Here is a 19,814-nt window from a genome sequence, read left to right on the forward strand (position 1 = left end):
ACAATGCCGAAGTTGAGATCCGCCACCACCACCCACGGACGTAACATGGCCGGGGCCCGCGCCCTCTGGCGTGCCACCGGCATGACAGATCAGGATTTCGGCAAGCCCATCATCGCCGTGGTCAACTCCTTCACCCAGTTCGTACCCGGTCACGTGCACCTCAAGGATCTCGGCCAGCTGGTGGCCCGGGAGATCGAGGCCGCCGGCGGCGTCGCCAAGGAATTCAACACCATAGCGGTCGATGACGGCATCGCCATGGGCCACGGCGGCATGCTCTATTCGCTGCCGTCCCGCGAGCTTATCGCCGATTCTGTGGAGTACATGGTCAACGCCCACTGCGCCGACGCCATGGTCTGCATCTCCAACTGCGACAAGATCACCCCGGGGATGCTGATGGCCGCCCTGCGTATCAACATACCGGTGATCTTCGTCTCCGGCGGCCCCATGGAGGCGGGCAAGACCAAGCTCTCCGATCAGATCATCAAGCTGGATCTGGTGGACGCCATGATCCAGGGGGCCGATCCCAAGGTCTCCGACGCCCAGAGCGATCAGATAGAGCGCAGCGCCTGTCCCACCTGCGGCTCCTGCTCCGGCATGTTCACCGCCAACTCCATGAACTGCCTGACCGAGGCCCTGGGCCTTTCCCAGCCGGGCAACGGCTCCCTGCTGGCGACCCACGCCGATCGGGAACAGCTGTTCAAGCTGGCGGGTCAGCGCATCGTCGCTTTGGCCAATCGTTACTACCAGCAGGATGACGAGAGCGCCCTGCCGCGCAACATCGCCACCAAGGCGGCGTTCGAGAACGCCATGGCCCTGGACATCGCCATGGGCGGCTCCACCAATACGGTGCTGCACCTGCTGGCGGCGGCCCAGGAGGCCGGCGTGGACTTCACCATGGCCGACATCGACCGCATGTCCCGCAAGGTGCCCCAGCTGTGCAAGGTGGCGCCGTCCACCCAGAAGTACCACATGGAAGACGTACACCGCGCCGGTGGCGTGGTCGCCATCCTGGGTCAGCTGGAAAAGGCGGGCCTGGTGCACGGCGATACCCGCAACGTGCTCGGCACCAGCTTGCACGAGCTGCTGGAGCAGTACGACGTCAGCCGCTGCGATGACAAGGCGGTGCATGACTTCTACCGCGCCGGCCCGGCCGGGATCCGCACCACCAAGGCATTCAGCCAGGATTGCCGCTGGCCAGAGCTGGATCTGGATCGGGCAGAAGGCTGCATCCGCTCCCTGGACAACGCCTACAGCCTGGAAGGGGGCCTGGCCGTGCTCTCCGGCAACCTGGCCCTCGATGGTGCCATCGTCAAGACCGCCGGGGTGGATGACGAGAACCTCTGCTTCCGCGGCCCGGCCCGGGTGTTCGAGAGCCAGGACACGGCGGTCGCCGGCATTCTGGATGGCACAGTGAAAGCCGGTGAAGTGGTGGTGATCCGCTACGAAGGCCCGAAAGGAGGCCCCGGTATGCAGGAGATGCTCTACCCCACCACCTATCTGAAATCCATGGGCCTCGGCAAGGCCTGCGCCCTCATCACAGACGGCCGTTTCTCCGGCGGTACCTCGGGTCTCTCCATCGGCCACGTCTCCCCCGAGGCGGCGTCCGGCGGCACCATAGGGCTGGTAGAGGATGGCGACATCATCAACATCAACATCCCGGCCCGCAGCATGGTGCTGGAGGTGGCTGATAGCGTGCTGGCCGCTCGCCGCGCCGCAGTCGAGGCCCGTGGCTGGAAGCCGCTCAATCGCCAGCGCCAGGTCTCCTACGCCCTGCGCGCCTATGCCATGCTCGCCACCAGCGCAGATAAAGGCGCGGTGCGCGATTTAAGCAAGCTGGAGGAGTGATGATGAGCGCGACGACAAATCATTCATGCAAAGTGCTGCTCGCCTCCTCCTGTGCCGACAAAGGTGCGGTACGTGATTTAAGCAAGCTGGAGGAATAGGACATGGTTTCAGCGGCAGATTATCTACGCAAGGTGTTGCTCTCCCCCGTCTATGAGGCGGCGCGGGTGACCCCCTTGCAGACCCTCAAGAAGCTCTCCGAGCGACTCGGCAACCAGGTGGCGCTCAAGCGGGAAGACCTGCAGCCGGTGCACTCCTTCAAGCTGCGCGGTGCCTATCACAAGATCGCCACCCTGAGCGCCGAGCAGAAATCCCACGGTGTGGTGGCGGCCTCGGCGGGCAACCATGCCCAGGGGGTGGCGCTGTCGGCGGCCAAGCTCGGCATCAAGGCCATCATAGTGATGCCCAAGACCACGCCGGACATCAAGATAGATGCGGTGCGTCGCCTGGGCGGCAACGTGCTGCTGTTTGGCAATAGCTTCGACGAGGCCTATGCCGAGAGCCGCCGCCTGTCAGAAACCGAGGGCTACACCCTGATACCGCCGTTCGACGACGTCGAGGTGATCGCGGGCCAGGGCACCATCGGCAAGGAGCTGCTGGAGCAGGACACCCACCTGACCCACGTCTTCGTGCCGGTGGGGGGCGGCGGCCTGGCCGCCGGGGTGGCTGTCTACATCAAGCAGTTGCTGCCGGACGTCAAGGTGATAGGGGTGGAAGCCGAGGGCTCCGCCTGCCTCAAGGCCGCCATGGAGGCCGGCGAGCCGGTCAATCTGGAGCGGGTCTCCCTGTTTGCGGACGGGGTGGCGGTCAAGCGCATCGGCACCGAGACCTTCCGCCTGTGCAACCAGTATCTGGACGAGGTGGTGACCGTCTCCAACGACCAGATCTGCGCGGCGCTGAAAGACATCTTCGACGACTGCCGTGCCATCGCCGAGCCGTCGGGGGCCCTGTCGCTGGCGGGGCTCAAGGCCTACAGCGAGCGGGAGCAGGTCAAGGGCGGGCGGATGGCGGCCATACTGTCGGGCGCCAACGTCAACTTCCACAGCCTGCGCTATGTGTCGGAGCGCTGCGAGATCGGCGAGAAGCGCGAGGGCATGCTGGCGGTGACCATACCCGAGCGCAAGGGGGCCTTCCTCGACTTCTGCCGTCAGCTTGGGCCCCGCATGGTGACCGAGTTCAACTACCGCTACGCGGATGCGGCCCAGGCCTCCCTGTTCGTCTCGGTGCGCCTCAGCGGGGGCGACGAGGAGCTGGGCCAGATCATCGATCAGCTCGGTGGCAACGGTTACCCCGTGGTCAACATGACAGAGAGCGAGCTGGCCAAGAACCACGTGCGCTACATGATTGGCGGCCGCCCGGCCCGGCCCCTCGGCGAGCGTCTCTACAGCTTCAAGTTCCCGGAGCAGCCGGGCGCCTTGATGCGCTTCCTGGAGACCCTCGGTTGTCGCTGGAACATCAGCCTTTTCCACTACCGCAACCACGGCGCCGACTATGGCCGGGTGCTCTGCGCCTTCGAGCTGCCGGACGAGGACGTGGCCGCCTTCCACGACTACCTGCACGAGATTGGCTATGGCTGGAAGGAGGTGAGCGAGGATCCCGCCTATCGCCTGTTCCTGGCGAGCCAGGGCAGTCAGTGACTGCGGCTTGACCATCCCCATCCCGAGATGAAAACGAAGAGCCTGGCTCTTCGTTTTTTTATGGGCGCTCCGGGGGGCGCATCTGCCGATAATGTCGCCAATATCACACTCCTGAGTCCCTGGTCGTTTGAGGCTGGTTGCAGATGGGATAATCTCAATGCGGGGCTTGGGTTCAGGGCCCCGTCAGGGAAGAGAGGCGCATCCGCGTCATAACAATTCATTGCAGGGGCTCATCCATGAACAGATCTATGCTCGCCGTCCTGATCGGCGCTCTGATGGCAACGGGGACGGTGCAGGCTGCCGCCCAGGACAACACCTGGTATGTCGGCGGCAAGGCCGGCTGGTCCAATTTTTACGGGGTGGATTACGACGAGCAGGTCAAGGAGCTGTTCGATGCCTTTGATCCCGGCCAGGACCACAGCGACCTCGGCCTGGGGCTCTTCGCCGGCTATCAGGTAAACCGGAATGTGGCCGTCGAACTCGGTTATGACTGGCTCGGCAAGTATCAGGTCGATCAGCGCTTCAGCGGCAACGGGGTGGAAGCAGGACTGGATGGGGAGGCCAAGGCCCAGATGATCCAGGCCACCATGAAGATCGGCTTCCCGGCGACCGAGGCTCTGGACATCTACGGCCGGCTGGGGGGCGCCTACGCCTGGACCGACAGCTCCATCAGTGCCTGGGCCAACGATGGCACCAGCAACCTCTCGGCATCGGGTGGGGGCAAGTATCACGGCGCCGCCTTTGTGGGGGCATTGGGCATCGAATATGCCATCGACAGGGATTGGGCCGCCCGCCTCGAATACCAGTACACCACCCCGCTCGGCAAGACCTCGCTGGATGAATCCGGCATAGAGCTGGATAACGGCCTGCTGGCGGTGGGCATGCTCTATCGCTTCGGTCAGGTCGGTGACGAGCCGGTGGCGCCGACGCCGGCTCCCGTACCTGAGCCTGCACCGGCTCCCGTGCTGGTGGAGAAGCAGTTCAGCCTGGACTCGGACGTCTTGTTTGAATTCAACAAGGCGACCCTGAAGCCGGCCGCGAGCCAGGCGCTCGACAACCTGTTTGCCCAGATCCTGGCGGCCAACCCGAAAGACGGCGTGGCCACTGTGATCGGTCATACCGACCGCATCGGCTCCGATGCCTACAACCAGGCCCTCTCGGAGCAGCGTGCCCGCACCGTGGCCGACTACCTGATCGCCAAGGGATTGTTTGCCGACAAGGTGCGGGCCGAGGGGCAGGGCGAGTCGTCACCGGTGACGGGGGGCAGCTGCCCGGACGGTGCCAAGGCGCAGATGATCGCCTGTCTGGCCCCGGATCGCCGGGTCGAGGTGCGGCTGACCGGGGTCTCCCAGGTCGCCGAGTAAGCCATCTTTGCCTTGCTATTAAACAACGAGGGGGCCTTGGCCCCCTCGTTGCATTCTGGCTCCCCCCCTCATCCCCAACCCTTCTCCCGCGAGGGGAGAAGGGAGCAAAGACGCCATGGTGGGTGCGCACTATCGCAAGATCCGTAGGTTTGATTAGCGAAGCGTAATCGGACCAGCGCAGCGACCCTTAATTCAACTCCGTGGGATCTATGTCCAGACTCCAGCGCACCTTCTTGGTCTCCGGCCAGCCGTCCAGCTCCTTCACCGCCCAATCCAGCAGTTGCGCCAGGGGGGGGCGGCTGGGTCCCTGCACCAGCAGCTGCATGCGGAACTTGCCTGCCTTGCGCTCCATGAAGCCGCTGATGGGCCCCAGCACCTGCACCTGGGGATAACGGGCGCTGCGCAGGGTATCGGCGAGCCGGCCGAGGAACAGCTGCACCTCGTCCCGGCCGTTGGCCTCGGCCCGGAACAATCCCTGATAGCTGAAGGGCGGCAACCCCAGCAGGCGGCGCTCTTTGAGCGCGGTATCGGCGAAGTGGCCGTAACCGTTCTGGGTCAGATCCTGCAGCAGGGCGTGCTCGGGGTGGTGGCTCTGCAGCACCACCAGCCCGGGTTTGCTGGCGCGACCGGCGCGGCCCGCCACCTGGGTGTAGAGCTGGGCCAGCTTCTCGGCGGCGCGAAAATCGGCGGAAAACAGGGCGCCATCCACATCCAGCAGGCCCACCAGGGTTACGTCCGGGAAGTGGTGCCCCTTGGCCAGCATCTGGGTGCCGATCAGGATCTTGTACTTGCCCGCCTTGATGTCGCCGAGGTGGGTCTCCAGCTCCCCCTTGCGGCGGGTGTTGTCCCGATCGATACGCACCACAGGGTATTGGGGGAATACGGTGGTGAGCAGCTGCTCCAGTTGCTCGGTGCCCACTCCCGAGCCGATCAACTCATTGCTGCCGCACTCCGGACAGCTATGGGGCAGCGGGCGCACGCTGTCGCAGTGGTGGCAGTGCAGCCGACGCCCGGCCTGATGCCAGGTGTACCAGGCGTCACAGCGCTCGCAGGCGGCGCTCCAGCCACACTGGTGGCAGATCAGCGAAGGGGCATAGCCGCGCCGGTTGAGGAACAGCATCACCTGATTGCCGGCCACCAGGTGCTCCGCCATCAGCTGCTCCAGCTGGGGGGAGAGCCCGGCCTGCAAGCGCACGCTCTTGATATCCAGGATCACCTGGCGGGCGGTCTGGGCGTTGCCGGCACGTCGCGTCAGGCTGAGGTGGTGATACTTGCCAGTGCGGGCGTTATGCAGCGTCTCCAGCGACGGAGTGGCCGAGCCAAGCAGGATCGGAATACCGGCACGGTGGGCCCGCATCACCGCCAGATCCCGGGCGTGGTAGCGAAAACCGTCCTGCTGCTTGAAGGATCCGTCGTGCTCCTCGTCGATGATGATGATGCCGAGGTTCTTGAACGGGGTGAACACCGCAGAGCGGGTGCCGATCAGGATGGCGGCGCCACCGTCGCGACAGGCGAGCCAGGCATCGAGCCGCTCCCGATCGTTCATGGCGGAGTTCATCGCCACCACCGGTACCTTGAAGCGGCGGCGGAAGCGGTTGATGGTCTGGGGGGTGAGGCCGATCTCCGGCACCATCACCAGGGCCTGCTTGCCCGCACGGAGCAGGGGCTCGAGGATGCTCAGGTACACCTCTGTCTTGCCGGAGCCGGTGATGCCGTCCAGCAGGAAGGCGCCGAACTTGTCGCTCTGGCTGGTGACGGCGGCCACCGCCAGCGCCTGCTCGCCGTTGAGGCGCAGCCCCTCACCGGCGTCAAAATGGGCTGCCCAGTCGCCGTCGTGGCTCGGCTCCAGCGAGCGTTTCTCCAGCAGCCCCTTCTTTTCCAGTGCAGTAAGGGCGGCACTCTGGATCTCCTCCTGTTTGAGGGCGGAGGGAGTCTGAGGCCCCTTGCGCAGCAGGGCGAGGGCCTGTTGCTGCTTGGCAGCCCGCTTGAGCTCGTTGAGATCGACTGCCATCCCGGCTTCTGTGGCAAACCAGAACTCCAGCTCCCGGTAGGCGGCGGGCTCCCCCTTGCGCACCAGCACAGGCAGGGCGTGAGGCAGCACCTCACCCAGGGGATGCTGGTAGTAGCCGGCGCTCCAGGCCATCAGCGCCAGTATGTCGGGCCCGAGCACAGGAGTGGTGTCGAGTACCCGCTTCAAGGGCTTTAATTTGGCGCGAGGCACCTGACTCTCGGTCGGGTGATCCACCACCAGACCGACCAGGGTCTGGGGGCCGAAAGGGATCTCGACCCGGCAACCGGGCTCAGGCAAGGGCAAGGGGGAGAGATAGTCGAAGTGACGGCGCAAGGGCACCGGGACAGCGACACGAACCAGATCCAGCATTTGGGAAGAATTCACCAGGGGTTGCCTATTTTTTCTGCGAAGCCACTTGCCTGATCTCAGGCATTTCCTATATTATTCGCAGCCTTTGAAACTGTGTTCAACAATCGTGTGGTGTCCGACAAGAGATCGGATGGCGACACGGCCTGATAATCGAGGTTGTCCATGAAAGCTGGTATCCATCCCGAGTACGTAGCCATCACCTGCAAGTGCTCTTGCGGTAACGTCATCAATACCTTCTCTACCCTGGGTAAAGATCTGAACCTGGACGTGTGCTCCGAGTGCCACCCGTTCTATACCGGCAAGCAGAAAGAAGTTTCTAGCGGCGGCCGCGTAGACAAGTTCAACAAGCGTTTCGGTGGTCTGACTGCCAAGAAGTAATCTTGCTTCTGAAGAATTCTGAAAAAGGCGCCCATCGGGCGCCTTTTTTATTGGCTGGCGTTCTGTATTGCCCCGCTTTGTCCTATGGTGTTGGCTCAATCATGGGAGAAGAACAGATGCGCACATGTCTGGTGATGGGGGCGGCCGGTTACATCGGATCTTACCTGGTGCCCCACCTGCAAACGCTGGGCTACAGGGTGATCGCCGGGGCCCGCCGCCCCTGCCGCCTGCCGGAGGGGGTGGAGTTTCGTCTCGCCGACAGCCTCAAGCCCATCACCCTGCTGCCGGCCCTTGCCGGGGTGGATACCGTCTTCTATCTGGTGCACGCCATGGGGGCAGGCGCCGGTTTTCACCGGCTGGAGCAGCAAGGGGTGAAGAACTTCGCCGCCGCCGCCCGCGCCGCCGGGGTGCGCCGCATCATCTATCTCGGCGCCATCCAGCCAGAGCGCTGCAACAGCCGCCATCTCAACTCCCGTCGCCACTGCGGCGAGCTGTTTCGGGAGGCGGGCGTGCCCACGGTGGAGCTGCGGGCCGGCATCATCATAGGCCCTGGCTCGGCCGCCTTCGAGGTGATGCGGGATCTGGTGTTCAACCTGCCCATGATGGTGACGCCCAAGTGGGTGCGCTCCCGCACGCCCCCCATCGCCCTCTCCAACCTGCTTCACTATCTGGGCGGGCTGGTGGAGGCGCCAGGGGTGGATGGCCAGATCTTCAACGCGGCGGGCCCCGAGCTGCTCAGCTATCAGCAGCAGTTGCAGAGGTTTGCCGCCCACATCGGCAAGCGTTGCCCCATTGTTCCCATCCCCTTCCTGAGCCCGCGCCTCTCCGCCTGGTGGCTGCAGTTTGCCACCTCTGTGCCCCAACCCATCGCCAAGGCGCTGGTGGGCGGCCTCAAGCACGACATTCCGGCCGACGATGGTCCACTGCGGGCCCTGTTGCCCCAGCACCTGCTCAGCTTCGACGAGGCGCTGACGGAGAGCCTGGCGCTGGAGCAGAAGCTCGGCGCCGAGCAGCAGGGGGAGGAGACGCCACTCGGCCTGCGCTGGCGACATCCCGAGTACGGTTTCTACGATCGCACCGCCAGCGGGGAGGCCGAGTGCCTCGCTTCCCCCGAGGTGGTGTGGCAGGTGCTGCAGCAGCTGGGGGGTGAGCAGCGCTACTTCTACATGAATGAGCTGTGGGTGGTGCGCGAATGGATGGATCACCTGATTGGGGGCCCGGCGCTCACCCGGGGTCGCACCAATCCGGATCGCTTCGTGAAGGGAGACATGCTGGACTCCTGGCAGATCCTCGGGGTGGACGAGGGGCGCAGGCTGGATCTGCTGTTCAACATGAAGGCCCCCGGCGTCGGGCGACTGGAGTTCAACATCCAGCCCCAGGAGTCCGGCCTGACCCGGCTCAGGGTGACCGCTCACTGGCACCCCCAGGGGGCCTGGGGGCTGGCCTACTGGCTCGCCATGCTGCCCTTCCACCTCTTCATCTTCCAGGGGATGACGGAGGCCATCGCCCGCCAGGCGGAGGCGAGGGCCGGCATTCCCGTGATGGACTGAAATCGCATCTATAACTAAATAGGTATTTATGCGTGGCAGGAGATGCTGCTGAGTCGACTGTCAGTGCGACTTGGCGATATTTTCTGCTGTGAAAGGGGGCGGGTTTTCTTTATGATCCCCAGCCCTCGCCACAGGCGAGCCAATGCACCACTCATTCACTTCCGTATCGGGGTCCCCCATGTCCGATCTGCGTCACGATCTTCGTCAACAAGCGCTCGATTACCACGCCCAGCCCATTCCCGGCAAGATAGCCATCGCCCTCACCAAGCCCGCCGAGACCGCCCGCGATCTGGCCCTGGCCTACAGCCCGGGCGTCGCCGAGCCGGTGCGCGAGATCGCCGCCAACCCGGCCGATGCCTACCGCTACACCGGCAAGGGCAACCTGGTGGCCGTCATCTCCAACGGCACCGCCATCCTGGGGCTGGGCAATCTGGGGCCGCTGGCCTCCAAGCCGGTGATGGAGGGCAAGGCCCTGCTGTTCAAGCGCTTCGCCGGCATCGACGCCATCGACATCGAGGTCAAGCACGAGACCAGCCAGCAGTTCATCGACACAGTGGCAGCCATCGCCGACACCTTCGGTGGCATAAACCTGGAAGACATCAAGGCCCCCGAGTGCTTCGAGATAGAGCAGGCGCTGATCGAGCGCTGCGACATACCGGTGTTCCACGATGATCAGCACGGTACCGCCATCGTCACCGCCGCCGGCCTGCTCAATGCGCTGGAAGTGCAAGGCAAGCGCATCGAGCAGAGCCGCATCGTCTGCATGGGGGCCGGTGCCGCCGCCACCGCCTGCATGGATCTGCTGATCAAATGCGGCGCTGCGCCACAGAACATCTTCATGCTGGACCGTCAGGGGGTGATCCACAGCGGTCGCACCGATCTCAACCAGTACAAGCAGCGCTTCGCCAACGACACGCCCCTGCGTACCCTGATGGATGTCATCGACGGGGCGGACGTGTTTGTCGGCGTCTCCGGCCCGGATGTGCTGCCTGCCGAGGCGGTGGCGCTGATGGCCCCCAATCCGGTGATCTTCGCCTGCTCCAACCCGGATCCCGAGATCAAGCCCGCCCTGGCGCACTCGGTGCGCGACGATCTCATCATGGGCACGGGCCGTTCCGACTATCCGAACCAGATCAACAACGTCATCTGCTTCCCCTTCATCTTCCGCGGCGCCCTGGACGCGCGCGCCAGCCGCATCAACGATGCCATGAAGGTGGCTGCGGTGGAGGCCATTCGTGGCCTGGTCAAGGAGCCGGTCCCGGCCGAGGTGCTGACCGCCGCCGGGGTGAGTGCGCTCACCTTCGGCAAGGAGTACGTCATTCCCAAGCCGATGGATGCCCGTCTGCTGCCTCGCGTGGCCCGCGCCGTGGCGCTGGCGGCGGTGGCCTCCGGCGTGGCGCGCATCGCGCTGTCGGCAGATTACATGCAAGATTGAGCCGACTGAGCACGACAAAAGGGGCCCCATGATGGGGCCCCTTTTCATTGGGAGCTTGTGCGCCTGTTACTTGGTCTTGGGGGCCACTTTCACGGCCGGTGCGGCATGGGTTGCCTTGTGATGTTTTTTCACCACCTTGGTCTGGGTGGCCTGGGGTGCGGCAGCCTTGGTCGGGGTGGCAGCCATGGTGAAGCCGGAGGTCAGGGCGAAGACAGCGGCCAGGCTCAGGGGGATCAGCTTTTTCATATTCCAGTTCCTCGTTCGGTTTGATGACATGGAGCGGCTCTCCATGACGTCATCCTAGGGCTGCCGGGCCTGAGGTTCAGTGAGTGGCTGGTGACGGTTTGTATCCAAATGTACGGGCAGCCTGAGGCAGAAGCGGGCCCCCGTCTCGGCGGGCAGCAACTGCACCTCGCCACCGTGGTGGCGCGCTATGCTGCGCACTATGGCGAGGCCTAAGCCGGTGCCGCCGGTGCGCCTGTCCCGGCTCTGGTCCAGCCGCACGAAGGGCTCGAAGATCTGGGGTGCCAGCGCCGGATCTATGCCGGGACCGTCGTCGGCCACCTCCAGCAGATAGTGATCCTGCTGCCGGCTCATGGTGAGGCTCACTCGGCTGGCGGCATGGCGCAGGGCGTTGCCGATGAGGTTCTCCAGCGCCCTGTCCAGCAGGCGGATGTCGCCGCGCCAGGGCAGGGGATGGGCGGGAAGCAGGAGGGCGAGTCGTCTGTCCGGGCGCAGCGCCTGCCAGTCCGGGAGTCGCTCCCCGGCCCAGCGACTCAGCTCGAGATCGCTGCACTGCAGCGGCAGCTCGGGGCGATCCAGCTTGGCATAGGTGAGCATCTCCTCGATGAGGGCGTCCAGCGCGCCGAGATCCCGCTCCAGCCCCTGCTGCTCCTCGGCGGTGGGAGGCTCGGCCAGCATGGCGAGTCGGTAGCGCAGCCGCACCAGGGGGGTGCGCAGCTCGTGGGCGATGGCGTCGGTCAGCTGCTTGCGGCTGGCCAGCATGGCCTGCAACTGCTCGGCCATCTGATCGAAGGTGCGTCCCACCCGGCCCAGGCTGCTGCCGGGAGGCAGGCCGGTGCGGCAGGAGAGATCCCCGTCACCAACTCGGCGGGCGGTCTGTTCGAGCCGTTGCAGGCCGTGCCAGTGGGGGCGCAGCCAGAGCAGAATGGGCAGGCCGAGGGAGAGGCCGATGAGCAGCAGCAGGCCCACGTCCACCCAGTGCAGCTCGTGCAGGTAGGAGAGATAGGGGACGGGGCCGACGATCAGCACCTGGTCGGTGCCCGGAATGCGCTGCAGGAAGGTGTCATCCTCCTCGACGATGACGATGTTGCCCGCCTCGAGGAAGGCCTGATCCTCCCTGGCCAGCGGCTGGTTGGCCAGGGCGCCGAGTTGCAGCGGCAGCTTGAGCTGCTGGCTCTGCTCCCCCATGCGGACGGGCCAGCGCGCGGGTGGCAGCCGGGCCAGCTCGCCGGTGAGCAGCCCCAGGGAGCCCTGCATCATGTGCTCGAGATAGCGATCACCGGCCCTCTCGGCACTGACCTGATAGACCAGGCCGATGAGCAGGATGGCGAGGCCGAAGCAGCCGATCAGCAGCAGGTAGAACTGGATAAACAGGCGGCGCATGGGGGCTCTCCTCTTGTCTGGATTGCGTCTGGGCGTTGCTTTGTTGCCCCCTCATCCCCAACCCTTCTCCCGCAAGGGGAGAAGGGAGCAGAGAGCATCAAGGTCATTCGGTAACTGCTTATTCCCAGGCCTGGGGCACCAGCAGATAGCCCTTCTGGCGCACCGTCTTGATCCGGGTCGGGTTGGTGCTGTCATCCCCAAGCCGGCGGCGCAGGCGGGAGATGGCCACATCCATGCTGCGGTCCTGGCCGTCGTAGTCGCGGCCCCGCAGGCTGCGAAACAGCGCCTCCCGTCCCAGGATCTGGCCGGCGTGGCAGGCCAGCTCCCACAAGAGATCGAAATCGGCGGTGGAGAGCGGGATGCTGTTGCCGTCGAGGCGCACATCCCTCCCCGGGCCATCGATCCGCAGGCGGCCGAACTGCAGGCGCTGGGGAGGCGTGCTGAGGGCGGCCGGTTGCGGCGCCTGCCCCTGCTGGCGGAACTGGACCCGTAGCCGGGCCAGCAGCACGGGGGGCGGCGTGGTCTTGAGGATGTAGTCGTTGGCCCCGAGCTCCAGGCTGAGGATCTGGTTCATGTCGCTGTCCAGCGAGGTGAGCATGACGATGGGGCCGGCAAAGCGTGGGCGCAGATCCCGGCACAGGGAGAGGCCGTCCTGGCCGGGCAGCATGATGTCGAGCAGCACCAGATCGGGCTGTTCGACCTCCACCCTGGCCAGCGCGAGATCGCCCCGGGTCTCCAGCAGCACCTCTATGTCGTGGCGGCCGAGCCAGCTGCTGATGAGCTGGCCTATCTCGGGATCATCTTCAACAAACAGAACACGTGGCATGGTGGCGTGGCCCCCGGCGATGGCGCGAATGCGCGTGTCGCCAGCATAACGGCTGCGCCAGCGCCCTGCACCGGGATAACTAATCAAAACAGGGCCCGAGGGCCCTGTTGTCATTCTGCCTGTCGAGCGGGGATCGGTGTGTCCCCTGCGGCATCAACCCGCCTTGCGGCGCAGATAGACCCCGGCTTCCATGTGGTGGGTCCAGGGGGAAATGGCTCGGACAGGGCGAAGCGGTCTTCCCTGTGACATCAGTCCGCTTTGCGCTTGAGATAGACCCCGGCTTCCATATGGTGGGTCCAGGGGAACTGGTCGAACAGGGCGAAGCGGGCGATCTCGTGGGTCTCGCCCAGCACCGCCATGTTGGCCTGCAGGGTCTCGGGGTTGCAGGAGATGTAGAGGATGTTGTCGTACTCCTGCACCAGCCGGACTGTGGCGTCGTCGAGACCGGCACGGGGCGGGTCGACGAAGATGGTGTTGCACTGGTAAGCGCCGAGATCGACCCCCTTGAGGCGGTTGAACTCACGTTCGCCGCGCATCGCCATGGTGAACTCCTCCGCCGACATGCGCAGTATGATCAGGTTGTCCACCCCGTTGGCGGCGATGTTGAACTGGGCAGAATCCACGCTCGGCTTGGCGATCTCGGTGGCCAGCACCTTGCGGAAGTTCTGGGCCAGGGCGATGGAGAAGTTGCCGTTGCCGCAGTAGAGCTCCAGCAGGTCCCCCTCGCTGCCGCGGGTCACATCCAGCGCCCAGCCCAGCATCTGCTCGTTGATGGCGGCATTGGGCTGGGTGAAGCTGTTCTCCACCTGCTTGTAGACCAGCTCGCGCCCCTGCACCTTGAGTCGCTCGATGACGAACTCCTCCCCCAGGCAGATCTTCTGCTTGTGGGCGCGGCCAATCAGTTGCAGATCGAACCCCTGGGCCCGCAGGTCGGCCTGCAGGGCCTCTGCGGCCTGCTGCCACTCCGCCTCCAGCTTGCGGTGGTAGAGCAGGCTGACGCAGAGCTGGCCGGACTGGGTGGAGAGGTAGTCTATCTGGAACAGCTTGCGGCGCAGCACCGGGTGTGGGCGCAGCCCCTCCAGCAGCACCGGCATCAGCCGGTTGATGAGCAGGCTGGCGGTGGGGAAGCTGTCGACCCGGATGATCTCCTTGGTGGCCTGGGCATACATGCAGTGGAAGAGGTCATCCCCCTCGTGCCAGATGCGGAACTCGGCACGCATCCGGTAGTGCTCGGCGGGGGAGGCATGGACCTCAAGCGCGGGCGGGTTGAAGTCGGCGAACAGCTGGGTGAGGCGATCGCGCTTCTCGTCGAGCTGGGCCTGGTAGTCGGCGGGGGTCCGCTGGGATTGGGTCATAGATACCTCAGATGCACACCGGCAGGGCCGGGCAGAAACCGGGGGAAGGCCGCAGCCAACCAAAGGGTGGGGATTTTAAAAGGCCGTCGCGGATTGTCCAAGTTTTTTGTGGTCAAGAAGTGGCCAGTCGGGCCGATAACCGATCCACCAGTATGGCGGGAGAGTGATGATGCAGATCGATGGCATGGGCGCAGCCCAACCCAAGGGAGTGGGCATTGCTCCCAAATCGCCTCAACAGGCAGAGTCGAAACCGGCAGGCAGCGGGGAGGAGGTCTCCCTGAACAAGCCCCCGAAGTGGGCCCAGGTGCTGATCCAGCAGGCGCTGCAATTCGCGCTGGAGATCAATGGCCAGCACTATCAGGCCCCCAGGAGTCAGGAGTTCAAGCTGGATCCGCCAGAGGCGATCACCCCGGAGACCCTGTTCGATTTCGAGGCCGTGGCGGACAACGTGCTGCAGTTCGTCACCGGACGGCTGGGGGCGGCCCGGGCCGACGGCAAGTCGGATGAGGATCTGGCCAAGATGATGGAGCAGGCCCGCAAAGGGGTGGAGATGGGTTTCGGCGATGCCAGAAAGCAGCTTGGGGACTGGGCGGACAACGAGGACATCAAGACCGGCATGGAGCAGAGTTACAAGCTGATCCAGGAGGGACTGGAGTCCTTCGAGCAAGAGTTCCTTGGCGAGGTCTCGACCACGGATCTCGGGGCGGCCAAGATGGCCAGCCGGCAGCAGGCCTTCCTCGAGATCGAGACCCGGGACGGGGACAAGGTGATGCTGAGGTTCAGCGACAGCTGGCAGTTCAAGTCCCGTAACGACGACAGCGGCAGCCAGTTCAGCCTCAAGTCGAGCCAGAGCTTCGACTTCTCCCTGGAGGGGGATCTCGACAGTGGCGAGATGGACGCCATCGGCAAGCTGGTCAAGGGGCTGGACGAGCTGGCCGGCCAGTTCTTCGGGGGCGGGGAGGGCAAGACCCTGGCCGACAGACTGGATGGGTTGCAACTCGACGACAGCCAGCTGGCCTCCTACTCCCTCAAGCTCAAACAGTCGGCCCGTTTGAGCCAGACCTATCAGGGGGCCCATTCGCTGCAGGAGGGGCTCAAGCCGCTGGCGGACTACCTGCCGAAGCTGAGTCAGCTGCAGCAGCAGGCCGATGCCCTGTTGCCGCCCGCCCAGCAGCAGGCGTTGACCCCTGCGGTGCTGGCGGTGCTGGCGGCGCGAGGCCAGGGCGAGGCAGCCGAGGGCGCCGGTTTCATGGGCTTCAACCAGCGGATGCTGGAGGCCATGAGGCTGCTCGGCCAGCAGATGGCGACGAGCTGATCCCGGTTCGTCGCCCCTCTGATGCGGCGTTTGCCAGCCCAGGCCCGGGCTGGCACACTGCCCTTTTCTCCAGCCAGACGATGCCATGAACCCCAAGAAGCCAAGAGACAAGCGCGAGCTCTGCTACCCCTTCATCTTCGAGACCCAGTTCCAGTGCGACTACGAGATCGCCACCGACGAGCTCTGCTGCCAGGTGGGGGCCGTGCTGTCCCACCTTGTGCCGGATGCCGACACCCATCCCATGCTGGCGGATCTGGCGATCTTGCAGCGACTCATCTACAACCTCAACGGCTCGGTGCGCGGCAGGCTCGGGATCTTCGAGGAGGATCTGGACTGGCTGAAGGGGCGTTACGATCACTACAACGAGGCGAGCCGCGGCCGGGTCACCGGCTTCGTGCTGCCCCAGGGACCCCAGCCCATCCCCACCCTGCACCTGTGCCGCTGCGGCAGCAAGAAGGTGGTGCGCCTGCTGGTGCGCCTCGAAGAGAGCGGCGTAAGCTTTGACCCCATCCTCTACCGTTTCGCCAACCTGCTGGCGAACTTCTTCTTCGTACTCACCGTCTACCTCAAGCAGGCGTGGGATGTGACCGAAGTCCCCTATGTCAGCATCAACTACTGAGGTCGCCTGGGGGTTGCCACAAGGTTTGCCGAAGCGACATAAAGCAAAACCGGAGCACAGGCTCCGGTTTTGCTTTTCAGCGTGCCAACAGCGCATTTAGCTGGAGAGCAGCACCCTGGCCGAGTTGGCCGGTATGGTGAGCTGTACCTCCCCTTGCACCACCTCGAACTTGTCGCCGTTGAAGGCGTCGGTGAAGCGGCTGGCGGGGCTGGCGGTCTGCCACAGGGGCAGGCTGATGGTACGCGGCTCGGTCGGGTGGCGGTTGCAGGCCACCACCACCTGATCGCTTTGCAGGGTGCGGGCGAACACATAGCTGTGAGGGCCGGCGTAGAGGGTCTGGATGTCGCCCCGGCGCAGGGCCGGACGCTGGCGGCGCAGCTGGATCAGTCGGCGATAGTGATCGTGCAGCACATGATCCCAGTCGGTGGTGTCCCAGGGGAAGCAGCGACGGCAGTCCGGATCGTTGCCGCCGGAGAGCCCCACCTCGTCGCCGTAGTAGATGGACGGCACGCCGATGTAGGTGATGAGCAGGGTGGCAGCGAGCCGCATGCGCTGCTTGTCCTCCCCCAGCAGGTGGAGGAAGCGGGCGGTGTCGTGACTGTCCAGCAGGTTGAACTGGGCCAGCTGGTTCTTGAAGGGGATATGGGCCCGGGCCAGCTTGAGCCATCTGTCCAGCTCCTCGGCGCTGATCTTGATGGGGTGATAGGCGATGTCCTGCCCCGCCAGGAAGGCGCGGATGGGGTGGGCGAAGCCGTAGTAGTTCATGGCGCCGTCTTCCTGATCCCCCTGCAGCCACTGGCTCGCCTCGAAGAAGTGTTCGCCGAGCACGTAGGCGTCCGGGTTCTCCTGCTTGACAGCGCCGCGAATGGCGCGCACATGGCCGCTGTTGCCCATGGCCGAGCCCCGCTCCCCCAGCATGTGGATGACGTCGAAGCGCCAGCCATCGATCTGGTAGGGGGCGCGCATCCAGTAGCGCAGAATGGCGTTGTCTGCCCGATACACGGCGTCCTGCACCTGCTCGCTGGCGAAGTCCAGCTTGGGCAGGCTGCGAATGCCTTTCCAGCTGACATAATCCCCTTCCTGGTCGAAGGTGTAGAAGCTGCGCCAGGGGGAGTCCGGGTTGCTCTGGGCTCCCAGCGGCGGGCAGAACCAGGGGTGATCGGTGGAGGTGTGGTTGACCACGGCATCCAGGATGATCCTCATGCCGCGCTGGTGCAGGTTGCGGGTCAGCTCGGCAAACTGGGCGTTGGTGCCGAGGTGCGCATCCACCTTGAAGTAGTCCTGGGTGTCGTATTTGTGGTTGCTCGGCGAATCGAAGATGGGGTTGAGATAGAGCGCCGTCACCCCGAGGGATTGCAGGTAGTGCAGCTTGGCGTCGATGCCCGCCAGATCTCCGCCGTAGAACTCGCAGGCGCCGTGTCCCTCTTCGTGGCGGCTGACCGGCTCGCCCCAGGCCTTGCTGATCACCGCCTTGCCGCGGTACTCGTACTCGTGATGCTTGACGCTGAGGGACGGGTCGCCGTTGCAGAAGCGGTCGGGGAAGATCTGGTAGAAGACCTGATCCTGTACCCAGGTCGGCGGCTGATGATGGCTGTTGAAGCGGAAATGCTGCTCCCGCGGCGGCATGGCGGCGCTGACGCCCGCCCCGTGCAACCACCACTGCTCCTGGTCGGTGAGGCACTTGAAGCAGTAGAGGTGGATCTCCTGCCCCTTGGCCAGCGGCAGCTCGACCTGCCAGACCTGCAGCCTGTCCCGGGTCGAGACGGGGCGCATGGCCACCAGGTACTCCTCGTTGTCCGGCTCGTGACGCAGCCACACCTCGCGGATGGGGGCGTCCAGCTCGCTGAACAGGGTGAGCAACAGGGTATCGGCACTCTCTTTGAACCAGGGTGCCACCTGGGGATGAAACAGGAAGGGATGGGTCATGGTATCTACTGCATCAGAGGGTGGCCAAAGGCTACTGGGTCAGGAGGTCGGCGAGGGCATTGCCCTGCTCGTGGAGTTGCTCCAGCTGATCCGCCAGGGTGGCGGGATCCAGCCCGAGCTGGTCGGCCAGCGGCTTGGGGAAGCGCGCTATGATGGTCTGGGCCGGTACCCCGGCGTGCCAGGCGAAGGAGACGAAGACGGAGAGCCGGATCAGCACCGCCTCCTTGCTGACCGGATCGTGGGAGAGGGGATCCAGCTGCTGGGCGATGGCATCGACGAAGGAGGCCGACAGGTTCCAGCGCTTCGCCAGCTCGGCGCCGAGCTGGGCATAGTCGTACCCCAGCATCTCCCGCTGGGCCTCGACCCTGCTGCTCCCCTTCTCGATGGCCAGGTTGATGAGCCCGGCCTCCTCCGGCAGGGTGCTCTGGATCAGCAGCTCGCCGATGTTGTGAATGAGGGCGCAGGTGAAGGCGCTCTCCGGATCCACCGCCCTGGTCTGCTGGGCCAGGGTGCGGGCTATGGTGGCGACCTGGAAGGTCTGGGTCCAGAAGCGGTGCTTGTCAAAGCCCGGGGGGGCCTTGAAGCTGCTGATGATGCCGGAGGCGACCACCACGGAGCGCAAGCGGTTGAAGCCGAGACGGATCACCGCCTGCTCGATGGAGGTCACCTCGTTGCCCCGGCGCAGGGCGGCGGAGTTGGCCATCCGCAGCACCTTGACGCTGATCACCTGATCCATGGCGATCTTGGCCGCGATCTCGTCGATGCGGGCATTCTCATCGTTGAAACTCTGCATCAGCTCGTGCAGCAGCTGCGGGATTGTGGGCAGTTGTTTGATCTTGCCAAACAGGCGATCCATCGACATGGCTGAGGCAGCCTCCATTGCGAACAGTGCCTCATATTGTGCCACAGCTGGGCCAGTTGTTCCTGTCGGCGAGTGGTTTTGTGAGCCCTAGTACACCCAGTCTCGCAGTCTGTATTCCAAACGGTGCCGTTTTCCGGTCAGGATCAGGGTCTGTGGCGTGCCGCTCAGGGTCGCGCCCTCCATCAGGGTGGCGAGTACCGCCTGTTCGATCTGGTCGAGCCGGGGCGGGCAGGCCATGGCCGTGCTGCCGAGGCTGGTAACCCAGAGTCTGTCATCCTCGAGATGGCCCTGGCCGAAGTAGCGGTTGCACCCTGCGATGCCATTGACGGTGAAGTGCTCCCCTATCTCGATGTCGGGGGGATTGACGCGGCTGCTGGGGATGATCTGGCCATCCAGCTTGTCGAGCACCCAGTGGTGGTGCTGCAGATCTTGCGAGGCGAAGCGGGGAGCACTGCTGCAGGCGCTGAGCAGGAGCAGGGCGAGCAGCAGTAGCAGAAATCTGGGCATGGAAGGGGCTCCGGTGATGGGAGCGACAAGCATACCCGTGCCACGGCCCGGGAGGCAGGGCGAGGGGGGGCCAGCCCGACCGCTTCTGTCGCCCTCAGGGGCAGGGGGGTGTCGGTAAATGGCAACACCCGCCCCGGGCGAGTCGGGTTGCACGCAAAAGGGGTCACAATGTGACCCCTTTTGCGTGTTTAT

The 19,814-nt window shown here is 64.8% G+C and carries 16 protein-coding genes; 8 read left to right on the forward strand and 8 right to left on the reverse strand.

From position 1 onward, the window contains the following. The first annotated feature begins 3 nt into the window (after positions 1 to 3). The 3 genes from ilvD (at position 4) to ompA (ending at position 4,843) form a co-directional block, all read left to right on the forward strand. Positions 4 to 1,845, forward strand: a complete 1,842-nt coding sequence (ilvD, locus tag WIR04_RS00585; RefSeq protein WP_025328745.1) for a dihydroxy-acid dehydratase — start codon at positions 4 to 6, stop codon at positions 1,843 to 1,845. 101 nt (positions 1,846 to 1,946) lie between these two features. After that, positions 1,947 to 3,479: a threonine ammonia-lyase, biosynthetic gene (gene ilvA, locus WIR04_RS00590; protein ID WP_338889706.1), complete on the forward strand. Its 1,533-nt coding sequence runs from the start codon at positions 1,947 to 1,949 to the stop codon at positions 3,477 to 3,479. A 236-nt stretch (positions 3,480 to 3,715) separates the two neighbouring features. Continuing rightward, complete coding sequence (ompA, locus tag WIR04_RS00595; protein WP_338889708.1) at positions 3,716 to 4,843, forward strand: porin OmpA; 1,128 nt, start codon at positions 3,716 to 3,718, stop codon at positions 4,841 to 4,843. Between the two features lie 187 nt (positions 4,844 to 5,030). Here the strand turns inward: ompA and priA are convergent, their stop codons facing one another. Next, the gene (gene priA, locus WIR04_RS00600; protein ID WP_338889711.1) at positions 5,031 to 7,238 is read right to left on the reverse strand and encodes a primosomal protein N'; all 2,208 of its coding nucleotides are present in this window, start codon (positions 7,236 to 7,238) and stop codon (positions 5,031 to 5,033) included. Between the two features lie 147 nt (positions 7,239 to 7,385). On the opposite strand from priA, the gene rpmE reads away from it, so the two are divergent. The 3 genes from rpmE (at position 7,386) to WIR04_RS00615 (ending at position 10,586) form a co-directional block, all read left to right on the forward strand. Further along, positions 7,386 to 7,601 carry a 50S ribosomal protein L31 gene (rpmE, locus tag WIR04_RS00605; RefSeq protein ID WP_307765709.1) on the forward strand — a complete coding sequence of 72 codons (216 nt, stop codon included), beginning with the start codon at positions 7,386 to 7,388 and terminating at the stop codon, positions 7,599 to 7,601. A 116-nt stretch (positions 7,602 to 7,717) separates the two neighbouring features. Continuing rightward, entirely contained in the window at positions 7,718 to 9,151 is a 1,434-nt protein-coding gene (locus WIR04_RS00610) for a DUF2867 domain-containing protein (protein ID WP_338889714.1), read from the forward strand. 178 nt (positions 9,152 to 9,329) lie between these two features. After that, complete coding sequence (locus tag WIR04_RS00615) at positions 9,330 to 10,586, forward strand: malic enzyme-like NAD(P)-binding protein (protein WP_338889716.1); 1,257 nt, start codon at positions 9,330 to 9,332, stop codon at positions 10,584 to 10,586. 66 nt (positions 10,587 to 10,652) lie between these two features. Here the strand turns inward: WIR04_RS00615 and WIR04_RS00620 are convergent, their stop codons facing one another. The 4 genes from WIR04_RS00620 to trmA form a co-directional block, all read right to left on the reverse strand. Next, the gene (locus WIR04_RS00620) at positions 10,653 to 10,832 is read right to left on the reverse strand and encodes a hypothetical protein (protein ID WP_025328738.1); all 180 of its coding nucleotides are present in this window, start codon (positions 10,830 to 10,832) and stop codon (positions 10,653 to 10,655) included. Positions 10,833 to 10,886: 54 nt separating this feature from the next. After that, on the reverse strand, positions 10,887 to 12,212 hold the full coding sequence (gene rstB / locus WIR04_RS00625) for a two-component system sensor histidine kinase RstB (protein ID WP_338889719.1): 1,326 nt from the start codon (positions 12,210 to 12,212) through the stop codon (positions 10,887 to 10,889). Positions 12,213 to 12,330: 118 nt separating this feature from the next. Next, positions 12,331 to 13,038 carry a two-component system response regulator RstA gene (gene rstA / locus WIR04_RS00630; protein ID WP_338892415.1) on the reverse strand — a complete coding sequence of 236 codons (708 nt, stop codon included), beginning with the start codon at positions 13,036 to 13,038 and terminating at the stop codon, positions 12,331 to 12,333. 248 nt (positions 13,039 to 13,286) lie between these two features. Further along, positions 13,287 to 14,393 carry a tRNA (uridine(54)-C5)-methyltransferase TrmA gene (gene trmA, locus WIR04_RS00635; RefSeq protein ID WP_338889721.1) on the reverse strand — a complete coding sequence of 369 codons (1,107 nt, stop codon included), beginning with the start codon at positions 14,391 to 14,393 and terminating at the stop codon, positions 13,287 to 13,289. A 169-nt stretch (positions 14,394 to 14,562) separates the two neighbouring features. Here trmA and WIR04_RS00640 point away from each other — a divergent pair, with 169 nt between their 5' ends. Both WIR04_RS00640 and WIR04_RS00645 read left to right on the forward strand, forming a co-directional pair. Further along, positions 14,563 to 15,708: a DUF5610 domain-containing protein gene (locus tag WIR04_RS00640; protein ID WP_338892417.1), complete on the forward strand. Its 1,146-nt coding sequence runs from the start codon at positions 14,563 to 14,565 to the stop codon at positions 15,706 to 15,708. Positions 15,709 to 15,793: 85 nt separating this feature from the next. Next, positions 15,794 to 16,327 (forward strand): ATP--cob(I)alamin adenosyltransferase, encoded by a 534-nt coding sequence (locus WIR04_RS00645; protein ID WP_338889723.1) that lies wholly within the window; start codon positions 15,794 to 15,796, stop codon positions 16,325 to 16,327. A 96-nt stretch (positions 16,328 to 16,423) separates the two neighbouring features. On the opposite strand, the gene malZ is transcribed toward WIR04_RS00645, so the two are convergent. The 3 genes from malZ to WIR04_RS00660 all read right to left on the reverse strand — a co-directional run bounded on the left by malZ (position 16,424) and on the right by WIR04_RS00660 (position 19,622). Then, entirely contained in the window at positions 16,424 to 18,253 is a 1,830-nt protein-coding gene (gene malZ / locus WIR04_RS00650; protein ID WP_338889725.1) for a maltodextrin glucosidase, read from the reverse strand. 31 nt (positions 18,254 to 18,284) lie between these two features. Beyond that, on the reverse strand, positions 18,285 to 19,133 hold the full coding sequence (locus WIR04_RS00655; RefSeq protein ID WP_041204403.1) for an HDOD domain-containing protein: 849 nt from the start codon (positions 19,131 to 19,133) through the stop codon (positions 18,285 to 18,287). Between the two features lie 69 nt (positions 19,134 to 19,202). Then, entirely contained in the window at positions 19,203 to 19,622 is a 420-nt protein-coding gene (locus tag WIR04_RS00660) for an META domain-containing protein (protein ID WP_338889728.1), read from the reverse strand. Positions 19,623 to 19,814 lie beyond the last annotated feature (192 nt).

This window comes from Aeromonas rivipollensis, from assembly GCF_037811135.1.
Lineage (GTDB): Bacteria > Pseudomonadota > Gammaproteobacteria > Enterobacterales > Aeromonadaceae > Aeromonas > Aeromonas rivipollensis.

Excerpts from the sequence above, each read along its gene's own strand:
- WIR04_RS00655 (WP_041204403.1), bottom strand. The coding sequence starts at position 19,133 with ATGGAGGCTGCCTCAGCCATGTCGATGGATCGCCTGTTTGGCAAGATC.
- WIR04_RS00615 (WP_338889716.1), top strand. The coding sequence starts at position 9,330 with ATGTCCGATCTGCGTCACGATCTTCGTCAACAAGCGCTCGATTACCAC.
- WIR04_RS00620 (WP_025328738.1), bottom strand. The coding sequence starts at position 10,832 with ATGAAAAAGCTGATCCCCCTGAGCCTGGCCGCTGTCTTCGCCCTGACC.
- WIR04_RS00640 (WP_338892417.1), top strand. The coding sequence starts at position 14,563 with ATGCAGATCGATGGCATGGGCGCAGCCCAACCCAAGGGAGTGGGCATT.
- WIR04_RS00610 (WP_338889714.1), top strand. The coding sequence starts at position 7,718 with ATGCGCACATGTCTGGTGATGGGGGCGGCCGGTTACATCGGATCTTAC.
- WIR04_RS00660 (WP_338889728.1), bottom strand. The coding sequence starts at position 19,622 with ATGCCCAGATTTCTGCTACTGCTGCTCGCCCTGCTCCTGCTCAGCGCC.
- trmA (WP_338889721.1), bottom strand. The coding sequence starts at position 14,393 with ATGACCCAATCCCAGCGGACCCCCGCCGACTACCAGGCCCAGCTCGAC.
- ilvD (WP_025328745.1), top strand. The coding sequence starts at position 4 with ATGCCGAAGTTGAGATCCGCCACCACCACCCACGGACGTAACATGGCC.
- ilvA (WP_338889706.1), top strand. The coding sequence starts at position 1,947 with ATGGTTTCAGCGGCAGATTATCTACGCAAGGTGTTGCTCTCCCCCGTC.
- malZ (WP_338889725.1), bottom strand. The coding sequence starts at position 18,253 with ATGACCCATCCCTTCCTGTTTCATCCCCAGGTGGCACCCTGGTTCAAA.
- rstB (WP_338889719.1), bottom strand. The coding sequence starts at position 12,212 with ATGCGCCGCCTGTTTATCCAGTTCTACCTGCTGCTGATCGGCTGCTTC.
- ompA (WP_338889708.1), top strand. The coding sequence starts at position 3,716 with ATGAACAGATCTATGCTCGCCGTCCTGATCGGCGCTCTGATGGCAACG.
- rstA (WP_338892415.1), bottom strand. The coding sequence starts at position 13,038 with ATGCCACGTGTTCTGTTTGTTGAAGATGATCCCGAGATAGGCCAGCTC.
- rpmE (WP_307765709.1), top strand. The coding sequence starts at position 7,386 with ATGAAAGCTGGTATCCATCCCGAGTACGTAGCCATCACCTGCAAGTGC.
- WIR04_RS00645 (WP_338889723.1), top strand. The coding sequence starts at position 15,794 with ATGAACCCCAAGAAGCCAAGAGACAAGCGCGAGCTCTGCTACCCCTTC.